Genomic DNA, 18,981 nt, shown 5'->3' with positions numbered 1-18,981 from the left:
GCCCGACCCGTAGGGAACGCCCAAAAATTAACCTAAAATATTGGCAACCTCTTTATTAATGTTCTCTAAGAAAGTTTCATCTTCTTTAGTGAAAGGATCTGGGGTATTCGAATCAATATCAATTTGTCCTATATTTTCACCATTTACAAATAAAGGAATCACGATTTCACTCTTCACATTGATATTGCATGAAATGTAATTGTCTTGTTCTTGTACATTAGGAACTACAAAGTTGGCATTAGATTCGGCTACTTGACCGCAAATTCCTTTTCCAAAAGGGATAATGGTATGTTCGGTTGGTTCTCCTGCATAAGCTCTTAATTTTAGCTCACGTTTATCACCATTTTTAAAGTAAAAACCTACCCAATTGTAGTAGGAGATATTTTCTTTTAATAAGGAGCACACTTCGTTAAGGCGGTGATCAATCGATAATTGCTCGTTTTGAATAAGCTCTGTAGCTTTAACTTGAATTTCTTGTAAGGTCATTTTCAATTTTTTACGCAAAAGTATTTATAAAATACCGCTTAGTGAATTTCTAATTCTATAAATTTGTATTAAAAGTTATTCCCTTGATAGAACTTATAAAAAAAAATAAGGCCGTTGTAAAGTTTCTTCTATTGTTTGGCGGCTCTTATGTGATCTTAGCTTTAGGTTATCAATACTATTTGACTCACTTTTCTTCTCAAGAATATTACCCAGACTATATAACCCATTTGGTGACTAAACAGAGCAAATATGTAGTAGAAAGCTTAGGGTATGATGTGCGTATAGCTCCTCATCCTAATGATTTATCTATGAAGTTTATTGTAAACAATAACTATGTAGCTAGAATTGTAGAAGGTTGTAATGCCATAAGTGTTATGGTTTTATTTGTCGCTTTTATTATCGCTTTTCACAACAGTTTTAAAAAGACTTTTCTTTTTGCTTTTACAGGTGCTACACTTATTTATGCTTTAAATATTATTAGAGTAGGCTTGCTTTGTATAGGAATTCACGAGTATCCAGAATATGCTTCTTTTTTACATGATATTGTTTTTCCTGGATTTATCTACGGAGTCGTTTTCTTGCTTTGGATGATTTGGGTGCGAATGAGTACGGAGAGAAAAAAAGTTAACACATGAAAATCATCAAATGGGTTTTAGGAATAGGTTGTTTAATTCTCCTAGTGAGCGTACGCTTATTTGAAGAAGTTCTTTTTCATGATCCTTTGGTAGATTTTTTTAGATCTAACTTTACCCAGGCAGAACCGCCTGTATTGGAGAAATGGAAGTTGATGAGTTTGACCTCTGCCAGATTCTTTATCAATACGCTTTTATCATTAATCATATTATATCTAGCATTTTCAAAGAAGAGTATTTTAAAATTTTCGGGGTTATTTTATGCAGGAAGTTTTATTATTTTAATAGGTTTATTCTACTATCTTCTTTCTCCGCTTAAAGCGGAAAACTATATGTTTTTATTTTATGTGCGTCGATTTTTAATTCAGCCGCTCTTCTTAATTTTATTATTACCGGCATTTTATTACCAACAGAACATAAAAAAAACCGACTTGTAAGTCGGCTTTTTTATAAACAGATGATAATTTATCTATTCTTATTTCTTTACTTTCTCTGATGGTGATAATTTAATTTCTTTTAGAAATTTTTGATACTGCCCATCATCTAAGAATTTTTTAGTAGTTGATCTTAATGAATTTTCAAATTTTTCCTTGTTTAAAAAATATGCATCATCTTTTTTAGAAGCATTATTCACATGAATTTCTGTATTTAAATTATAAGCATAAAGACTTCTTTCCATTCTTTTTTGATCGTCAACATCTAAATCTAAACTTCTAGTTAACATTTCTACCTGCTTTCTAGTTTCTGTACGAATTTCATCGTTATTAACTCTCTTTTCTTGTGCATTCATATCTGGTGAAAATGTTAAGAATGCTAAACTGAAAGCAACAAGTGTAAGTATTTTTTTCATTTTAATGGGTTTTTAGTTAAAATATGTGGGATAAATATACATTTTTTTTCAAAAAAGATAGACAGAACTAATAATATTTGTCTGAAAACTATATGTTTTTATTCTATGTGCGTCGATTTTTAATTCAGCCGCTCTTCTTAATTTTTATTATTACCGGCATTTTATTACCAATAGAACATAAAAAAAACCGACTCGTAAGTCGGTTTTTAAATGATAATTAATAGTTGGAATTATCTTATCCTCTAGGGTCTAAAATAATATCTATTCTTTCTACTAAATCTTGTAAGTGGTATCTACTCATTTTATCTGATGTTCTACCAATAGCACGCTGTACTTCTCTTTTTAGATTATTAAGTTCTGCTCTTACTACAGGACGAATATCACTTTGCTCTACATTAATATCACTATGATTAATCCAATTTCTATATTTTGAAGGAATTGAGTTTTGCTTTTCTTTCATTAAGTAAGCCATTCTGTCTACATAGGCTCTTTGAAGGTTTCTTCTATAGATATCTATTGTATTTCCTCTAGAGAGTTCACTAAATACTCCAGATCTTAAATCGCTCATCATATCTAATAAACCATAAGCATTTTCATTGATGGTTTCATTTTCAATTAACCTTGCCATTCTTCCAAAATCAAGAATATTATTTAAGGTTCTTACTTGGTAGCTTCTCAAACGCTCTACGCTTCCGTCAAATTCAATTTTATTAAATATAGATGCATCTAATAACCACTCTGGTGTGGTAAACAATTGATCTTGTAAAAAGCTCATAGCTCTTTTTTGTTTTTCCGTGTCAACGTGAGTATAAACCGCGCCTTCTTGATCGTAAGTTTTGTAATGCTCATATACACCTCCAATATTAGCAGTTACATGGCCCATATATCTATTATACTGACTTAATATTTGTTTATATAAATCGTCTAAATCTTGATAGTCTTTACCGTCTTCTGCAGTCCACTCTATAAGATTAGGCACGATTCTTTTAAGATTTTTAATACCATACTCACTAGCTAACATGCTGTCATCTCCTAAATCTTCGGTTTGAGAACTTGGGTCGATAGTACTACCGCTTTGTTGGCTTCCGAAACGATACATTGGGTTTCCTGCATGTTCTAGAATCCATTCATCTAAAATAGGTTTTTCTTCTTTTGCAGATTTATCTAAAATAGGCCTGTAACCCCAACTAATAGAATACTTATCATAAATACCAATATTAGGCATTAAGGCAACATCACCATCTCCTGGTTGAGCGATATAATTGAAACGAGCGTAATCCATAATAGATGGAGCGGTTCCATATTTTTCAGTGAATTCTGGGTTACGTAAATCTTCTACTTTGTAGGCAACACTACTTCCCATATTGTGTGGTAAACCTAAAGTGTGACCTACTTCATGTGAAGAAACAAAACGAATAAGTCTTCCCATCACCTCATCTTTAAATTCTACACCACGAGCGTCTTCATTGATGGCTGCGGTTTGTACAAAAAACCAGTTTCTCAATAAAGTCATTACATTGTGATACCAGTTAATATCTGATTCTAAAATTTCTCCCGAACGTGGATCACTAACGTGTGGTCCATTTGCATTAGGAATAGGAGAAGCTAAATACCTAACTACAGAATATCTAACATCTTCTGGACTCCAGTCTGGATCTTCTTCTTTGCTTGGAGCTTCTTTAGCAATAATCGCATTTTTAAAACCTGCAGCTTCAAAGGCAACTTGCCAATCTTCAATCCCTTGTTTAATGTAAGGAACCCATTGCTTTGGAGTCGCTCTATCTATGTAATAAACAATTTGTTTTTTTGGCTCTACTAATTCACCATTTAAAAACTTTTGCTTGTCTTCTTCTTTTACTTCTAATTTCCAACGGTCTAAATAGGTAACCTCTTTACTTTTTTGTGCACTTAGACCATAATCGGTTTGACTTCTTGCAAACCAGCCCACACGCTCATCGAAATAGCGCCTTTTCATTGGAGTTTTTGGTAGCAATATCATAGAGTTGCTAAATTCTAAAGAAATAGAACCCGTTGCACTATTTGATGGTGGTTGCGAAGCGTTATAAGTTTTTACGTGTCTTACCTCAATGTTTTTAGGGAAACTTCTAATTGTATCGATGTAAGATCTATCGTCATCTAAACGAGAGATTTTATAATTTTTCCTTCTGGATTGTGGAAAACCAAGTGCAGCAATATCTTTCTTATATAAATCGGTTACTTCAATTACCGTATTATTATTGATAGAGTCTTTATGGAATGCTTTAATAGGAAAAGAATATAAAATAGGCTCAAAATTAGAGTTGACAACCGCCTCATGAACCGGAAGAGAATCTGCAGCTACTACTTCGTGAGAAACAACTCTAAGTAAGACATCATCGCCTTTTTTTTGCCAGCGAAGTACTTGAGTGTTTTGTTTTCCTCCCCCAAATCCTAGTCCGTTTGCAGTTTTAGCAATTCTTGTTACCATTAACATTTCACGGTTAAAAAGCGTATCTGGAATTTCGTAAAAATACTTTTTGTCTAGTTGATGGACGGTAAATAATCCTTGGTCAGATTTTGCATCTTTGGTAATTACCTTTTTATAATCTTTAATGTCTCCCTTTTTAGAGGTTTCGGCTTTAGCTTGCGGAGCTTGCTTTTTTTGAAAAATAGCACAACTGCTTAACGAAAGGCTTATTCCGATAAGGCAAGTTTTAAATAATAATGATTTATTCATGAATATATAGTTGATTTAAGTGTTTCTTATTACTTTGACCAAAGAAAAGTATAATGGTTTAACTCTACCTTAAGAATTTAATTTTCCTCTAGACTAATCTTTAGATGATTAATACTTTGTTGTTGTTTTATTTTACGGAAATCAAATTTTGACACATACTTTTTTTCCATAAATGTCCTCGACCAAAAACTACGTTTTATTATAAAAAAAGGATCTTTAATCATAAACTGCGGAATAAAATAGTACCATTTAATCCCTTGTCGCTTATAAAATGATATAGCTTTTTCTTTTAGTCCTAATTCTTTAGAGGCAGTAATGATAGCACTTCTTTGACATTTTGATCCTTTGTAATGATTCGCTGTTTTAGTATTGAATCCGTAAATATAAAATTGATCTTTTACTCGTTTATAGTTTTGATAACGTGACCAACCATCCATAAGCACTAGGAAAATATGTACAAAAGAAAATAGAAAGCTTACTAGCCAAAATACAGAAAATAAAGCGGAGGCATTTTGTAAAGCTTTATATAAAAAGTACCCATATATATAAGATTCTAAAACAAATAAGAATAGAGAAAAATAAAGAAGTTTCCCTACCTCTAAATAAGATATTAACCAATGTCGTTGTTTAGGAAGTTCTTGAGGGAACATATAGTTAGCTTGCTTGATAAAAAGACAGATGAGTTATTCGCTTCTAATTTACTATAAAAAAAACTTAGTGTTTCTATTTTCTTTAGTCTATGTAGCGTGAAAAATAAAAATATGTAATCTCATATAAATTAATTAACTTGTTATCGCAACTTAAATAAAATATACAATGGCATCAATTTTAGATTTATTAAAAACAGAAGCAGGTCAAAATTTAATCAATGGAGCAAGCAAAGAAGTTGGCGTTTCTAAAGAAAAAACAGGTTCGGTTCTTTCTATGGCTTTGCCCGCCATATTAGGTGCTATGAAATCTAACGCTAATACCAAAGAAGGAGAAGAGAATCTTAATAAGGCATTAGAGTCTGAAGAACATGATGGTTCTATTTTAAATAACCTTAGCGGAATGTTAGGTGGAGATAACAGCAGCTTATTGGGTAAAGGAGCTGGGATTTTAGGAAATGTTTTGAGCGGTGGAAAAGAATCTGCCTTAACAGCAAACATTAGTAAAATGACAGGAGTAGATGCTTCATCTGTTGGGAAAATCATTAAAATGGCAATGCCTTTGGTTATGGGCTTTTTAGGAAAACAAAAGCAAAATAGTGGCGGTGGTTTGTCATCTTTATTAGGTTCTGCGATGGGAACGAGCGGAGATAAAGATGCGTCTATGCTAAATGATATTGCTGGAAATTTTTTAGGAGGAAATAAAAAAGACGGCGGTGGTGGTCTTGGAGGGCTCTTCTAAAGAATCTTATCCATAGAAAAAATAAGCCTTTTTAAGAATTTAATTTCTAGAAAAGGCTTTTTCTTATTAATATTTCAATTAATCTATTGGGTTAGAATCAGATGAAGAGTCTAAAATATTTAAAAGTACTCCGTAGACATCTTTTTTTTCTATTTTAGATTTTATCCAAGAATAAAACCCTAACATCAAAATATCGGCAGGTTTTTTAGACATATCTATAAAACTATTTTCTAATTGATATTTGAGTTTCATTGAATTGTTATCCTCGGGATGGTCAAAGTAAAGTTTCACTAATTGCATAAATGTAAGAATTCGAATTTCACCTAAAACTTTAAGTCGGTTGCCAAAGCGTTTATAAAAAGATTGAAAATGATCATATACTAAATCTACTTTTTCTAATTCTATAAGAACTATAATATGAATCAAATTCTTTTTAATTACCCACAATAAATCTATTTTTTTCTCATACCAGTGATCGCTATGCTGAAATTCTTTTAATAAATGATAAGCTTTTTGATGCTTTTGTTGAAGAATAAAGCAAACCGCTAAGGTGAGGTTGAGGTTAGGAGTTTTAAGACTAGAATCTTCTAAAGTTATTATAGCGTTTTTAAGTTGATTGGTGTAAATAAGATTGAGTGCTTTAAGTAAAGTTAGATCTTCCTGAAAAATATCACCAAATTTGTTGTCTTGGGATTTCTCTTTTAATTCTCCTATAAGTAGAAGCGATTTTTTAAAATTCTTAGTTCTAAAATAAATATTAGCCATTAAGCTTAGCATATGTAGATAATAATACTGGTGTTTTTCTATAAGATGAGACTTCTTTTTTACGATGTTAAAGAGTGTAGTAGAATACCCTAAAATGTCAAAATAATCACTTTGTTGTTTCGCTGCCGCGGACAATATACTAAGCAGTTGAAATAAAGATTTAAAAGTAAGGGTGTCTTCTGCTTTAATATGAAATTTTGAAAACACATTTTCAACTAACTTTTTCGAGTTCTGAAGCGGATTCTTTTTAAGTCCTGTTTCAATTTCGGCGTAAGCCATATTGAGTAGAAACTCGTTATTAAAAGATGCTAAGTTTTTGTTGGCTTCATTAAAAAGATCAGATAAAGACTTGCTTTTTTGGTGTTTTGCGTATTGTATTTTGGTATGATAAACTTCATTAAGAATACTGTATAATTCAAATTTTTTAGCTAAATCTTCTGAACGTTGTAGCGTTTTTACTGCTAAAGGAAGAACTTGCTTTTCAAAAAATATACGACTGGCTAATAATAATTTTAAACATGTGATTTCTTCAGATGTTTCTCCCGAAAAGCTGTGCGCAGCAATAACTTCAATGATATTTTCTTGAAGTCGGTTACAGAGCGCATAAAATGCATTTTTGGATGGTTTGCCGTAAATTCTTTCATCTAAACAATCTGTTTTCCCTTTACGGATATAGTTAAACAATAAAATGTTTTTAGCATCACCACGTTGATTGTTGTCTTTTAAAAATTTGAGAACTTTTTGTTGCTCTTCAGCGCTTAGAGCTTCTACTAAATTAATTAATAACATAATTTAATCGTAAGTTAAATGTGCTAATATACTAGTAAATTTAGTATATAATTAAATTTTTATTTCATTTGAATCGTAAGAATATATAAAATTTAGATTAGCTGTAGGTTGAAGCTTCTCGCATCTTTGTAAGTACAAACATCAAAAACATAGAATTATGGAAATGCAAACAGATTTTAAAAATGAACAAGTAGAATTAAAGAAAACCAAAAGAAATCCGTTTAACGGAAAACCTACAGGAGCATTTGTATCTGCTTCTTGGTCGGCTTTATTTATAGGAATGATATCCTTTTGTATTGGATTATGGAATGCAGAGATGCTACTTAATGAAAAGGGATATTATTTTACCATCCTTTTATTCGGACTGTTTTCTGTGATTTCGGTACAAAAAAGTGTGAGAGATAAACAAGAGGATATTCCCGTAACCGATGTCTATTATGGTATTAGTTGGGTAACCACCATTGCTTCTATTTTGTTATTAATTATAGGACTTTGGAACGCCGATTTAGAATTGAGCGAAAAAGGTTTTTACGGCATGTCGTTTACCTTGGCTTTATTTAGTGCTATTGCGGTACAGAAAAACACAAGAGATATAAAATGGATTGATAGAGAAGATAAGTAAAACACCAAAACAGAACTTTAAATAAGTTCTGTTTTGATGTTTGTAAACGGCTCTAAATAATTATTTAGAGCCGTTTTTTCAAACTAAAGAAGAAGATGGAACAAAAAAAGGAATCATTCCGTAAAGAATGATTCCTTTTTTCTTTTATAAAATACCCTTTAAATAAGCTGAGGATAAAACTCTTTTATTTTTCTAAGGCTATAAACAAACCTTCGTCGGTTTTATTAACGTTCGCTAATTTATGTTTGCGCAAGCCTTTGGTAGCTTTATCCCATTTTTTATTACTTAGACCAGAAGCATTTTTTAAACTTTCCAATTCTTGTGGAGACTCCTTTTTTAGTAAATCTAAAATTGTTTTCTCTTCTTCGCTTAATTCTACTTTTTTACGTTCTGGGCGCATTTGTGGGAAGAATAATACTTCTTGTATAGAAGGATTGTTAGTTAAAAACATGATTAATCTATCCATTCCAATTCCTAAACCAGAAGTAGGAGGCATTCCGTATTCTAAAGCACGTAAGAAATCTTGATCTATAAACTCTGTAGCCTCATCGTCTCCTTTTTCAGCTAACTTTAATTGTTCTTCAAAACGCTCACGTTGGTCAATAGGGTCGTTCAATTCAGAATAAGCATTGGCAATTTCTTTTCCGCAGACCATTAACTCAAAACGCTCTGTTAAATCTGGATTATCTCGGTGCTCTTTACAAAGCGGACTCATTTCTTTTGGATAATCTGTAATAAAGGTAGGTTGTATGTAATTGCCTTCACATTTTTCTCCAAATATCTCATCGATCAACTTTCCTTTACCCATGGTCTCATCTACTTCTAATCCCATTTCTAAAGCCGCCGCTCGAAGTTCTTCTTCAGATTTTCCAGTAATGTCAAAACCGGTAAATTCTTTAATAGAATCGGTCATCGTTACTCTTTTATATGGAGCTTTGAAATTAATATTATGTTCCCCAAAAGTAGCTTCGGTAGTTCCGTTAACGGAAGTAGCACAATGCTCAAGTAGTTTTTCCGTAAAGTCCATCATCCAATTGTAGTCTTTGTAAGCTACATAGATTTCCATAGCGGTAAATTCTGGATTATGGGTTCTGTCCATTCCTTCGTTCCTAAAGTTTTTAGAAAACTCATAAACCCCATCAAAACCACCAACAATCAATCTTTTTAAATACAACTCATTGGCAATTCTTAAATATAGCGGAATATCTAAAGCGTTGTGATGCGTTACAAAAGGTCTTGCTGCTGCTCCACCAGGAATAGATTGTAGGATAGGAGTCTCTACTTCAAAATAACCTTTGTCATTAAAGAAATTTCGCATTGCGGTAAACAACTTGGTGCGCTTTACAAAAATATCTTTTACTTTAGGGTTAACGGCCAAATCTGCATAACGCTGACGGTAACGCATTTCTGGATCGTTAAACTTATCAAATTCTTTTCCTTCTTTATCTACTTTAGGTAAAGGTAAAGGCTTTAAAGCTTTGCTAAGTAAAACAAACTTCTTAACCATTACAGTTTTTTCACCCACTTGCGTATTAAAAAGTTCTCCTTCAATTCCTATAAAATCACCAATATCAAGTAGTTTCTTGTAAACGTCGTTATATTGGGTTTTATCATCGCCAGTACAAATCTCATCTCGATTAAAATATACCTGAATGCGTCCTTGAGAATCTTGTAATTCTGCAAAAGAAGCTTTTCCTTGTATTCTTCTAGACATTAATCTCCCTGCAATAATCACCTTTTTGCCTTCCTCAAACTCCTGTTTAATCTTTACGGAAGTATGGTTAACCGGATACAAATCTGCCGGATATGGGTTGATGCCTAATTTTCTTAGAGAAGCTAATTTTTCTCTACGTACAAGTTCTTGTTCAGATAATTGCATAGTTTCTATTTAAATGAAGCCGCAAAGATAATTACAAACTTTTTAGCAATCAAAAAAAGCAAAAGAAGCTTTTAGAGAAAAGTAGGATATTCTTAAAAAGGATTGTTCTATTTAAACTAACCTTAAACCTTTATGATGAAAAAACTACTACTATTGTTATTTATAGGTATTCAAATTCAAGTTTTTGCTCAAACTGCAAATCCAGCAACTTTAACGGTTTGTAGTGCTAGTATCACTGGAACTGCTATTTTTGATTTGATCATGGCAGATACAGATGTATTAGGTGCTCAGCCTGCAAATCAATTTGTTGTTACCTATCATTTTACACAAGCAGACGCTGCAAATGGAGTAAATGCGATTTCTTCACCTTATACAGGATTAAATGGAGACGTGTTATTTTCTCGCGTAGAAGAGATTTCAACCACTAATAGCGCAATTTCTACATTAAATCTAATCATTAATCATGCTCCCATAGCCAACCCAACTCCCGATTTAATTTATTGTGATATTGGAGGAGGCTTTGCCATATTTGACTTAATTCTTAATTCATCAGTAGTGCTAGGTACTCAAAACCCTACTATGTTCGATGTATCTTTTTTTCTCAGTCAAGCTGATGCAGATGCTGGAGTTAATGAAATAGCAAACCCTTCAGCATTTACAAATACCCATCAGCCCCAAACCATTTACGTTACTGTAACTAATGCCACTTCAGGTTGTGTTTCTATGACCACTTTTAATTTAATAGTCATAGATTGTACTATAGATTTAGATAACGATTTGGTAGGCACAGCAGTGGAAGATTTAGATGGTAACGGAAATTTAAATGATGATGATACCGATGGCGACGGACTAAGAAATTTTGAAGATAATGATGACGATGATGATGGAGTTCTAACTGCCGATGAAGATTATAATAATAATGGTGACCCTACCGATGATGATACCGATAATAGCGGAACACCAGATTATTTAGAATCTAATGTAACTTTGGCTGTTAGGACTCTAGATAATGTAGAATTAGATGTGTATCCAAATCCGGCGAACGGAAAAATTTATGTGAGTTCAAATAATTATTATTCGATTAATAAAATAGAAGTGTATAATATAATAGGACAGAAAGTACAATCTTTTTCTTTTTCTAAAGTTCAAAATATTTATACTTTAGATATTTCTAACTTAATTAAAGGGACATACTTCTTGCAAATACAAGGCGAAAGTCAAACAACACCACAAAAGATCATAATTTATTAAGTCTGTATTTACTTGAAGTTTTAAAAGGTACGATGAATAATCGTACCTTTGCTTTTTAAATTAAGTAAGACTTGCTTCATGAAAAATAACTTGGTTCAGCTTCAAGAATTAGGGTTAAGAGATTACAAAGAAACTTGGGAATATCAACAAGAAATTTTTCAAGAGATCTTAGATACAAAAATTAGAAACCGCAGAGAAGACGCTCAAGAACATACCAAAAATACATTGCTTATTGTAGAACACCCTCATGTATATACTTTGGGTAAGAGCGGAGATTTGAGCAATTTATTACTAAGCCAAGAACAATTAGCGCTTAAAAATGCAACCTTTTATAAGATAAATAGAGGAGGAGACATTACTTATCATGGCCCTGGACAAATTGTAGGCTACCCCATTTTAGATTTAGAGAATTTCTTTACCGACATTCATAAATATTTACGCTTTCTAGAAGAAATGGTAATTTTAACCTTAGCGGAATACGGCTTAAAAGCAGAAAGAAGCAAAGGGGAAACAGGAGTTTGGCTAGATGTAGGTACACCGTTTGCACGTAAAATTTGTGCTATGGGAGTTCGTGCCAGCAGGTGGGTAACTATGCATGGTTTTGCACTTAATGTAAATACTAATTTAGGCTACTTTGATCATATTATACCTTGTGGTATAAAAGGAAAAGCAGTCACCTCTTTAAATGTCGAGTTAGGGAAAAATGAAATTTCAATGGTTGAAGTAAAAGAAAAACTACTTAAACATTTTAGCACTTTATTTGAAGCAGAGTTAGAAACAAATTAGAGAAAGGTTTGTAATTTTGATAGGATACAGCTTTTATTTCGACTTCTTATAAGTAAAACTTAGACTGAAAAATATGAAATCTGGAAAAGTAAACTTTAAAAATCATCAAAACCAGCAACTAGCAGGTAAAATAGCACTTCCTTTAGATCAAGATCCTCATAATTTTGTGATTTTTGCGCATTGCTTTACCTGTACTAAAAATTTGCTTGCCATAAAAAATGTAAGCAATGCTTTAACTAGTCAAGGGTTTGGTGTTCTTAGTTTTGATTTTACAGGTTTAGGCGAAAGCGATGGAGAGTTTGCAGAAACCAATTTTTCTGGTAATGTTCAAGATTTAATAGCTGCAGCAGATTTTTTAAAAGAAAATTACAAAGCACCAACACTATTAGTAGGCCATTCTTTAGGCGGGGCTGCAGTATATTTTGCAGCAAACGAAATAGAAAGTATAACGGCTATAGCAACCATTGGAGCGCCAAGTGAGCCAGTTCATGTTAAAAAGTTATTGCAAGACAGTGTAGAGGAAATTTCACAAAATGGTGTGGCGAATGTTTTACTTAGCGGAAGACCATTTACCATTAAGAAACAGTTTCTAGATGATCTAGAAAATCAATCTTTATTAGATCTTGTAGCGAAGCAGAAAAAGGCAATTCTTGTATTGCATTCACCACAAGATACTACAGTTTCCATCAATAATGCAGAAGAAATCTACAAAGCCGCATTTCATCCTAAAAGTTTTGTTTCGTTAGATGGAGCAGATCATTTACTGTCCAATAAAAAAGATTCTTTATATGTAGGAAAAGTAATTGCAGGTTGGGCCTCTCGCTATGTTGAGATTCCGCAGCAAGCAAAATTATCTACTAAAGATGAGGTAGTCTCTAGTTTGTCTAAAGAGGATAATTTTCTTACACAAATGAAAGTAGGTAGTCATTATATGGTAGCCGATGAACCCATAGATATAGGAGGTAATGATTATGGCCCTAATCCTTATGAGCTGGTTGCGGCAGGACTTGCCGCTTGTACATCTATGACACTTCAGCTTTATGCTAAAAGAAAAGAATGGGATTTACAAAAAGTAGAAGTTCATATCTCTCATACTAAAGAAGAAGTAGAAGAGGAAGTTTTAAAAGATGTATTTACTCGACACATAGTGATGCATGGCGAGCTTGACGAAAAGCAACGAAAAAGACTTATCGCTATTGCTAATAAATGTCCTGTTCATAAAACATTGCATCAAGGGTCAAAAGTGGTAACTGTTGAAAGAGAATCACTTTAGTTGAGCGAATAAAGGAGAACACTATCATCTTCTCCTTTTACGATAAATTCTAAACTTCCTTTAGCATCAATATTTTCTATTTCAATTTCTGAATTTCCATATACTGGAAACCCAGGAAGCAATTCAGCTTGACTGTCAAAAACATATACTTTACTCGCTTGAGTATCGGTTATGGCAACATAAATTTTATTATGAATATAGAATATTTTTGGAGCTGTATAAAGGCCAAAATCTAAATTCACTTTTTTCCCTTTAATAACAAGTTCATTTTCAGAAAGACTTACTAAAGAGTTTGTGGTAGCATCTATTCGGTGAGTTTCAGTAAAAGATTTATTTTCTTTACTTGTTTTCCCGCTTTCGCTGATTTGAATTAAGTTTCCGTCAAGATCGGTAGAAGTAAATTTATTTTGATACAAATACCATTCATTGCTAGAAAAATCTATCTTCTCTTTTACTTTTACTCGTGCCTCACCTACACGATCTAAAATATGTAGCGTTTCATTTTCTTCGGGGACAACGATATAATCTTTAGAACCTATTCTTATGTGTTTTGGAGTTTGTGTAACGGTTGAGGTTGTTTTAGAAAATTTAAAACCTTTTACTTGTTTCCCTTCCTTATTCCACATACTTATTTTGTTGTCTTGTACAATTACAAATCTATATTTACTATTGTTAGAGTAGTCAAAAACTGCCAATTCTTGTGTGATGGGCGATTTAAAATCGATAGGAAATGGTTTTACACTGTTTCCATTTCTGTCGATAATGTAAAATTTATGCGGAGTGGTAAAGGCAAGCTGAATTCTACCATTATTGTAGATATCTATCTCTTGAGGGGTTCCAATAATATTTCCGTCAAGTTCTTTTTTCCAACTTAATTGTCCTTGACTATTATATGCTTTAATGAAATTATCTTGTGTTTGTACTATAATTTGTTTTTGCTTATTTCGCCAATTGGTAAATAGAAAAGGAGTTCCTTGAATATTCTTTTCTGTTTTAATGCTAGAAATTTGCTTACTACCAACGGTGGTTTCTTGTGCATCTGCCTTTTGAGTGATTGCATGAATGTGAGCAAAGTTTTTATCGTATATAAATTGAACAGCAAAGCTTTCATAGTCATTAACCTTTAGGTTTTTTACAGCTTCTTGCATATTTTCCTTTACGGAAGTATTTAATGCTTTATAAAACTGCTCATTAAATCCAACTATTAATAAACTTGATTCATCACTTAGCTTACTTAACGTGCTTTGAAAAGATTTTTGTGAGCTCCAAGTGGTTCGGTTTTGATAATTGGAGATCATATTTTCTAGTGCACTAGAGGTTTCCGCGAAAGCGAAATAATGATCTAATACTGTGTAGTATTTCAATTGCTGAATACGAATTAACGGACTAAAGGTTTGTGAAAAACTTTTAGGCTGGTCATAAGTATAAATGGGTATACCTCTAAACTCTTCAAATACTTGTTGATTGGCTATAAGGGCATTTTCTGTAATGGTGGCATCTATCGAATTAAGAACTACAACAGGTTTTTCTTGCTGATAAATAATACCAATTTCTTGAGCCGATTGAAAAAGTGCAGCTTGAGGGTTTTCTGTGATTACTTTTTGGTAATACTCTTTTAAATTTTCCTCTAGTTTTTCAAAACTATCATAAGTAAAGCTCAGGTATCCCGTAGCGTTTAAAGGAACTACTTCGGCCAGAGTACTTTTTAGCGGGTCTATATTTTTAAATAAAGAAAGTATTCTTTTTTCTGAAGGGTTAGATTGTGTAACTCCGTGTAATTCTATGGCATTGGTGCTTACATCAATATCTACTACGCTCCAATCTGTAAAATTTTGAAAGTTACTAGTAGACTTAACGCTATAATCTTGATAGATATCTACCACTCCTGCATAATTAAAGAATAGAGAAGCATGAGAATCATTTGCGACCCCATATATTTTTTTTAATGTAGGATCTATAGGAATGGGCTCGTTATATATTCTTATGATATTTTCTAATACTAATTTAGATGTGCTAACCACGTGCAAAGAAGCTAGGTTAGCAACATAAGCTTCTACATTTTCTAAGGTATAATGTTTTACAGTAATCTCGTCATACGTATAACTCTCTACTTGTTTATTAGCAATTTTAGAGAGGTCTTTAATTTTGGGGGTTTCTTTACTAATTAAAGTTAGTGCTACCTCTTTTCTACCAATTTTACTAAAGCAAAGTAAACTTTTATCATTTACACTAATGTATTCTAAGTTGGTAAACTCATCGCTAAAGAATGAAAACAAAGGAAACTCTCGGTTTTTTGATAGGTAAGAGTTTTCCTGAAGTTCTTTACTAAACTCTTCTAAATTATCTGTACTTAAAATAGCAGCTGTATTTGGAGGTACAAAATTAAGAAGATCTGAAGGTTTTTTTTCTTCTTCTTCGCAAGACCAAAAGGAGATACATATAAAAAGTAGAAGTAGTTTTTTCATAAAGACGATTGTAGGATAAATGTATATATTTTTAATAATCTAGTCTGTTAAACAAATATAAAAATATGTGATTTATGGGTTTGGGATTTCTAGAGAAAGCTGTGTAGGAAGTAATTTAAAGCTTTTACGATGATACTTTGTAATACCGTATTTTTCTATCGCTTCTCGATGTTCTTTGGTAGGGTATCCTTTGTTTTTTTTCCAATTGTACATAGGGTATTCCTCATGAATTTCCTCCATAAAAGCATCTCTAGCTGTTTTTGCTAAGATAGATGCTGCGGCTATATTTAAATATTTGCCGTCCCCTTTAATAACACAAGCATGATCGATATCTGGATATGGGTGAAATTTATTTCCGTCAACGGAAATAAACTCCGGTTTTACTGAAAGAGAATCAATAGATAAATGCATAGCTTTAATTGAAGCATTTAAAATGTTGATTTTATCAATCTCTTTCATCATTACATGAGCTACTCCATAACTAACGGCTTTCTCTTTAATGAGTATTTTTAAAAGATTTCTGTTTTTTAGCGACAGTTTTTTGCTATCGTTTAAAATTAAACTAGAAAAATCTTTTTTTAAAATTACAGCAGCAGCAGTCACAGGACCTGCTAAGCAACCTCTGCCAGCTTCGTCTGTGCCGCATTCAACTTTATCATCTGTAAACTGAAGGTCTAACATAACGGCAAAGTTATCATATTTAAAAGACAGTATATAGCTATCTTTTTAAGATAAATTAAATTGATTAAAAAAATTATACTTTTGTGGTCTTAAAGTGCTCCATGAAAAAGACTCTATTTTTAATACTATTAGTACTACCTATAATCACCTTGGCCCAAGACTTAAGGTTAAATAACGATGGGAGTACAAGCTCTAATCAACTTGACGATAATAAAACTGTTGTCGATAACCGAGAGAAACCTCCTATTACAGATTATAAAATCATTTCAGTAAAAAATGATACCACTTTTGTAGATACTACACTTACTATATATAAAGACTACAAGTTTAATTATTTAAGAAAAGATAATTTCGAACTTTTACCGTATTCCAACGTAGGGCAATCTTATACCAAGTTAGCTTATCAATTGGATGATGATAATTTGGTTCCAGGTATTGGTGCAGCTGCAAAGCAATATCCTTATTTAGAGGTAGACGATATATTCTATTATAATGTACCAACACCTTTAACTGAATTATTTTTTAAAACCACTTTTGAACAAGGACAAAATCTCGATGCTTTTTTTACCTCCAATATAAGTCCACAAGTTAATTTCTTTATTGCTTATAAAGGATTAAGGTCTTTAGGGAAATACCAAAACAATTTAACAAGTCAAGGTAGTTTTCGCTTTGGCGGGAGTTACCATTCAAAGAATAAACGCTATCAACTAAAAACCCATTTTGTATCCCAAGACTTATCTGCCGAAGAAAATGGAGGCTTAACAACATTAGCCAATCTTCAATACCAATCTGGAGCAGATGATTTTAGTGAGCGAAACTTATTAGAAGTTAATTTTCAAGATGCTGAATCCATCTTGTTAGCTAAACGTTTTTTCTTAAAACACGATTATGCAATAATAGCCCCAAAAGATTCTTTGTCTACTAACTCTGTAAAACTAGAACATACATTAAATTTTACAGATAAGGAATATCACTACAGTCAAAGTGCCGCATTTGCAGGCTTTGGAGAAGCCTTTGAGACATCGGGCTTAAGAGATGAAGCAGAATATCAAAACGTATCTAATACTCTTAAAGGTATATACGAAAATAAAACTTTAGGAAAGCTAAGTGTTAGGGCCAAGCATTATAATCTTAATTACGGTTACCAAACAAAACTTGTTTTAAATAACACTATTATTCCTAATCGTGTTCAAGAAGATGTAATTTCAGCTGGGGCAGAATATCAAAATAGAATTCAAGAATTTGACGTATATGGTAATATAGAGGCAAATGTTAACGGAGAATATACAGGATCTAATTTATACGGTGAAGCAGGTTATAGTTTAGATAAAGAAAACAGACTGTCGGCAAGCATCCAAACAATAAGTAGAACACCAGATTTTAATTACCTCTTATTTCAAAGTGATTACGTAAATTATAATTGGAGCAATGATTTTGAGAATATCGAAGAACAAAAAATCAAAATAGCTTTAAAGTCCGAGAAGTTGCTTAACGCGGAAGTCTTATTTGTCCAGATTAATAATCATACTTATTTTGGTTTTACAGATAACCCAGACCAAGAAAGTAGTGCAGATACGTTGGTTAAACCGTTTCAATACAGTCAAAAAATTGATTATTTAAAATTAAAAGTAAATAAGGTGTTTGCCTTCAATCGCTTTAAGCTAGATAATACCTTGATGTATCAACACGTAAGTAGTGGGGGTGAAGTGTTTCGAGTTCCAGATTTTGTTACAAGAAACTCTCTTTATTATGAAGATTACCTATTTAATAAGGCTCTCTTTCTACAAACTGGTTTTACTTTTAACTATTTCACTAAATTTAACCCTAATGCATACGATCCTATTTTGGGGGATTATGTAGTGCAAAATTCATTTCAATTAGATAATCAATATAGTGTAGACTACTTCTTTAATGCGAAAGTAAAGCAGACTAGAATATTTTTTAAGTTAGAGAACATGACTAGAATTTTCACAGGAAATAGTGATTATGCAGCTCCATCATACCCTTATAGAGATTTTGTTGTCCGCTTTGGTTTAGTGTGGAATTTCTTTTTGTAGGTCTATTTTCTAACTTTATAGATGGTTTTAAGAATGCATATTAATGTTAGCTAATAAAATTTCGTCTACACGTTTTTCATTATCAATGCATTAAGAAAATATTAAATAAAAGTTGCGATTTTATTTGTTGGTTAGGGAAAAAGGGTTGTATATTTGCACCCCGCTTAGCGCGGTAGTTCATTGAGTTTTAAGGATTGTTTTTTGGAGTTAAAAATAAAAAAAATTAATTTTCAAAAAAGGCTTGTTTAATTAAAAATAAGTATTAGTTTTGCATCCGCTTAGCGAAATAGAGTTGAGTGTGTTCATTGTGAGATTGGCTTTCAAAAAATAAAAAATAAAT

The 18,981-nt window shown here is 32.3% G+C and carries 16 protein-coding genes and 1 pseudogene; 9 read left to right on the top strand and 8 right to left on the bottom strand.

Annotated features, from left to right (window positions below):
• Nucleotides 1-27: 27 nt before the first annotated feature.
• Nucleotides 28-486 carry a GAF domain-containing protein gene (locus tag LX95_RS00085; RefSeq protein WP_111539392.1) on the bottom strand — a complete coding sequence of 153 codons (459 nt, stop codon included), beginning with the start codon at nucleotides 484-486 and terminating at the stop codon, nucleotides 28-30.
• An 83-nt stretch (nucleotides 487-569) separates the two neighbouring features.
• Between LX95_RS00085 and xrtF the strand changes: the two genes are divergently transcribed.
• Both xrtF and LX95_RS00075 read left to right on the top strand, forming a co-directional pair.
• Nucleotides 570-1,121: an exosortase family protein XrtF gene (gene xrtF, locus LX95_RS00080; RefSeq protein WP_111539391.1), complete on the top strand. Its 552-nt coding sequence runs from the start codon at nucleotides 570-572 to the stop codon at nucleotides 1,119-1,121.
• Complete coding sequence (locus LX95_RS00075) at nucleotides 1,118-1,555, top strand: exosortase F system-associated membrane protein (protein ID WP_111539390.1); 438 nt, start codon at nucleotides 1,118-1,120, stop codon at nucleotides 1,553-1,555. The genes xrtF and LX95_RS00075 overlap by 4 nt, the downstream gene beginning before the upstream one ends.
• Nucleotides 1,556-1,593: 38 nt before the next feature.
• On the opposite strand, the gene LX95_RS00070 is transcribed toward LX95_RS00075, so the two are convergent.
• A complete protein-coding gene (locus tag LX95_RS00070) occupies nucleotides 1,594-1,968 on the bottom strand; it encodes a hypothetical protein (RefSeq protein WP_111539389.1) in 375 nt (124 codons plus the stop codon).
• Between the two features lie 83 nt (nucleotides 1,969-2,051).
• Between LX95_RS00070 and LX95_RS14880 the strand changes: the two are divergent.
• Nucleotides 2,052-2,142, top strand: a pseudogene (locus tag LX95_RS14880) (exosortase F system-associated membrane protein); the annotation flags it as partial.
• Nucleotides 2,143-2,203: 61 nt separating this feature from the next.
• Here the strand turns inward: LX95_RS14880 and LX95_RS00060 are convergent.
• Entirely contained in the window at nucleotides 2,204-4,684 is a 2,481-nt protein-coding gene (locus LX95_RS00060) for a zinc-dependent metalloprotease (protein WP_111539388.1), read from the bottom strand.
• A 77-nt stretch (nucleotides 4,685-4,761) separates the two neighbouring features.
• A complete protein-coding gene (locus LX95_RS00055) occupies nucleotides 4,762-5,334 on the bottom strand; it encodes a hypothetical protein (protein WP_111539387.1) in 573 nt (190 codons plus the stop codon).
• Nucleotides 5,335-5,500: 166 nt separating this feature from the next.
• Here LX95_RS00055 and LX95_RS00050 point away from each other — a divergent pair, with 166 nt between their 5' ends.
• Complete coding sequence (locus tag LX95_RS00050; RefSeq protein ID WP_111539386.1) at nucleotides 5,501-6,073, top strand: DUF937 domain-containing protein; 573 nt, start codon at nucleotides 5,501-5,503, stop codon at nucleotides 6,071-6,073.
• Between the two features lie 78 nt (nucleotides 6,074-6,151).
• On the opposite strand, the gene LX95_RS00045 is transcribed toward LX95_RS00050, so the two are convergent.
• Entirely contained in the window at nucleotides 6,152-7,627 is a 1,476-nt protein-coding gene (locus LX95_RS00045) for a hypothetical protein (RefSeq protein ID WP_111539385.1), read from the bottom strand.
• Nucleotides 7,628-7,790: 163 nt separating this feature from the next.
• Here LX95_RS00045 and yiaA point away from each other — a divergent pair, with 163 nt between their 5' ends.
• On the top strand, nucleotides 7,791-8,249 hold the full coding sequence (gene yiaA, locus LX95_RS00040) for an inner membrane protein YiaA (protein ID WP_394340385.1): 459 nt from the start codon (nucleotides 7,791-7,793) through the stop codon (nucleotides 8,247-8,249).
• Between the two features lie 184 nt (nucleotides 8,250-8,433).
• On the opposite strand, the gene lysS is transcribed toward yiaA, so the two are convergent.
• Nucleotides 8,434-10,128: a lysine--tRNA ligase gene (gene lysS, locus LX95_RS00035; RefSeq protein ID WP_111539383.1), complete on the bottom strand. Its 1,695-nt coding sequence runs from the start codon at nucleotides 10,126-10,128 to the stop codon at nucleotides 8,434-8,436.
• A gap of 135 nt (nucleotides 10,129-10,263) precedes the next feature.
• Here lysS and LX95_RS00030 point away from each other — a divergent pair, with 135 nt between their 5' ends.
• The 3 genes from LX95_RS00030 (at nucleotide 10,264) to LX95_RS00020 (ending at nucleotide 13,438) form a co-directional block, all read left to right on the top strand.
• A complete protein-coding gene (locus tag LX95_RS00030; RefSeq protein WP_170116554.1) occupies nucleotides 10,264-11,379 on the top strand; it encodes a T9SS type A sorting domain-containing protein in 1,116 nt (371 codons plus the stop codon).
• Nucleotides 11,380-11,457: 78 nt separating this feature from the next.
• Complete coding sequence (gene lipB, locus LX95_RS00025) at nucleotides 11,458-12,165, top strand: lipoyl(octanoyl) transferase LipB (protein ID WP_111539381.1); 708 nt, start codon at nucleotides 11,458-11,460, stop codon at nucleotides 12,163-12,165.
• A 73-nt stretch (nucleotides 12,166-12,238) separates the two neighbouring features.
• A complete protein-coding gene (locus LX95_RS00020) occupies nucleotides 12,239-13,438 on the top strand; it encodes a bifunctional alpha/beta hydrolase/OsmC family protein (RefSeq protein WP_111539380.1) in 1,200 nt (399 codons plus the stop codon).
• On the opposite strand, the gene LX95_RS00015 is transcribed toward LX95_RS00020, so the two are convergent.
• On the bottom strand, nucleotides 13,435-15,903 hold the full coding sequence (locus LX95_RS00015) for a hypothetical protein (protein ID WP_111539379.1): 2,469 nt from the start codon (nucleotides 15,901-15,903) through the stop codon (nucleotides 13,435-13,437). The two genes, LX95_RS00020 and LX95_RS00015, sit on opposite strands and share 4 nt — an antisense overlap.
• Before the next feature lie 72 nt (nucleotides 15,904-15,975).
• Entirely contained in the window at nucleotides 15,976-16,584 is a 609-nt protein-coding gene (locus LX95_RS00010) for a ribonuclease HII (RefSeq protein ID WP_111539378.1), read from the bottom strand.
• Nucleotides 16,585-16,685: 101 nt separating this feature from the next.
• Between LX95_RS00010 and LX95_RS00005 the strand changes: the two genes are divergently transcribed.
• Complete coding sequence (locus LX95_RS00005) at nucleotides 16,686-18,641, top strand: putative porin (protein ID WP_111539377.1); 1,956 nt, start codon at nucleotides 16,686-16,688, stop codon at nucleotides 18,639-18,641.
• Nucleotides 18,642-18,981: the final 340 nt, after the last annotated feature.

Source organism: Mesonia algae (assembly GCF_003253545.1).
Taxonomy (GTDB): Bacteria; Bacteroidota; Bacteroidia; order Flavobacteriales; family Flavobacteriaceae; genus Mesonia; species Mesonia algae.
Note: the sequence above shows the minus strand (reverse complement) of the source record. Positions and strands in the feature narration are given on the sequence as shown.

Excerpts from the sequence above, each read along its gene's own strand:
- LX95_RS00015 (WP_111539379.1), bottom strand. The coding sequence starts at position 15,903 with ATGAAAAAACTACTTCTACTTTTTATATGTATCTCCTTTTGGTCTTGC.
- lysS (WP_111539383.1), bottom strand. The coding sequence starts at position 10,128 with ATGCAATTATCTGAACAAGAACTTGTACGTAGAGAAAAATTAGCTTCT.
- LX95_RS00060 (WP_111539388.1), bottom strand. The coding sequence starts at position 4,684 with ATGAATAAATCATTATTATTTAAAACTTGCCTTATCGGAATAAGCCTT.
- LX95_RS00050 (WP_111539386.1), top strand. The coding sequence starts at position 5,501 with ATGGCATCAATTTTAGATTTATTAAAAACAGAAGCAGGTCAAAATTTA.
- lipB (WP_111539381.1), top strand. The coding sequence starts at position 11,458 with ATGAAAAATAACTTGGTTCAGCTTCAAGAATTAGGGTTAAGAGATTAC.
- LX95_RS00085 (WP_111539392.1), bottom strand. The coding sequence starts at position 486 with ATGACCTTACAAGAAATTCAAGTTAAAGCTACAGAGCTTATTCAAAAC.
- LX95_RS00020 (WP_111539380.1), top strand. The coding sequence starts at position 12,239 with ATGAAATCTGGAAAAGTAAACTTTAAAAATCATCAAAACCAGCAACTA.
- LX95_RS00070 (WP_111539389.1), bottom strand. The coding sequence starts at position 1,968 with ATGAAAAAAATACTTACACTTGTTGCTTTCAGTTTAGCATTCTTAACA.
- yiaA (WP_394340385.1), top strand. The coding sequence starts at position 7,791 with ATGCAAACAGATTTTAAAAATGAACAAGTAGAATTAAAGAAAACCAAA.
- LX95_RS00030 (WP_170116554.1), top strand. The coding sequence starts at position 10,264 with ATGAAAAAACTACTACTATTGTTATTTATAGGTATTCAAATTCAAGTT.
- LX95_RS00005 (WP_111539377.1), top strand. The coding sequence starts at position 16,686 with ATGAAAAAGACTCTATTTTTAATACTATTAGTACTACCTATAATCACC.
- LX95_RS00010 (WP_111539378.1), bottom strand. The coding sequence starts at position 16,584 with ATGTTAGACCTTCAGTTTACAGATGATAAAGTTGAATGCGGCACAGAC.
- LX95_RS00075 (WP_111539390.1), top strand. The coding sequence starts at position 1,118 with ATGAAAATCATCAAATGGGTTTTAGGAATAGGTTGTTTAATTCTCCTA.
- LX95_RS00045 (WP_111539385.1), bottom strand. The coding sequence starts at position 7,627 with ATGTTATTAATTAATTTAGTAGAAGCTCTAAGCGCTGAAGAGCAACAA.
- LX95_RS00055 (WP_111539387.1), bottom strand. The coding sequence starts at position 5,334 with ATGTTCCCTCAAGAACTTCCTAAACAACGACATTGGTTAATATCTTAT.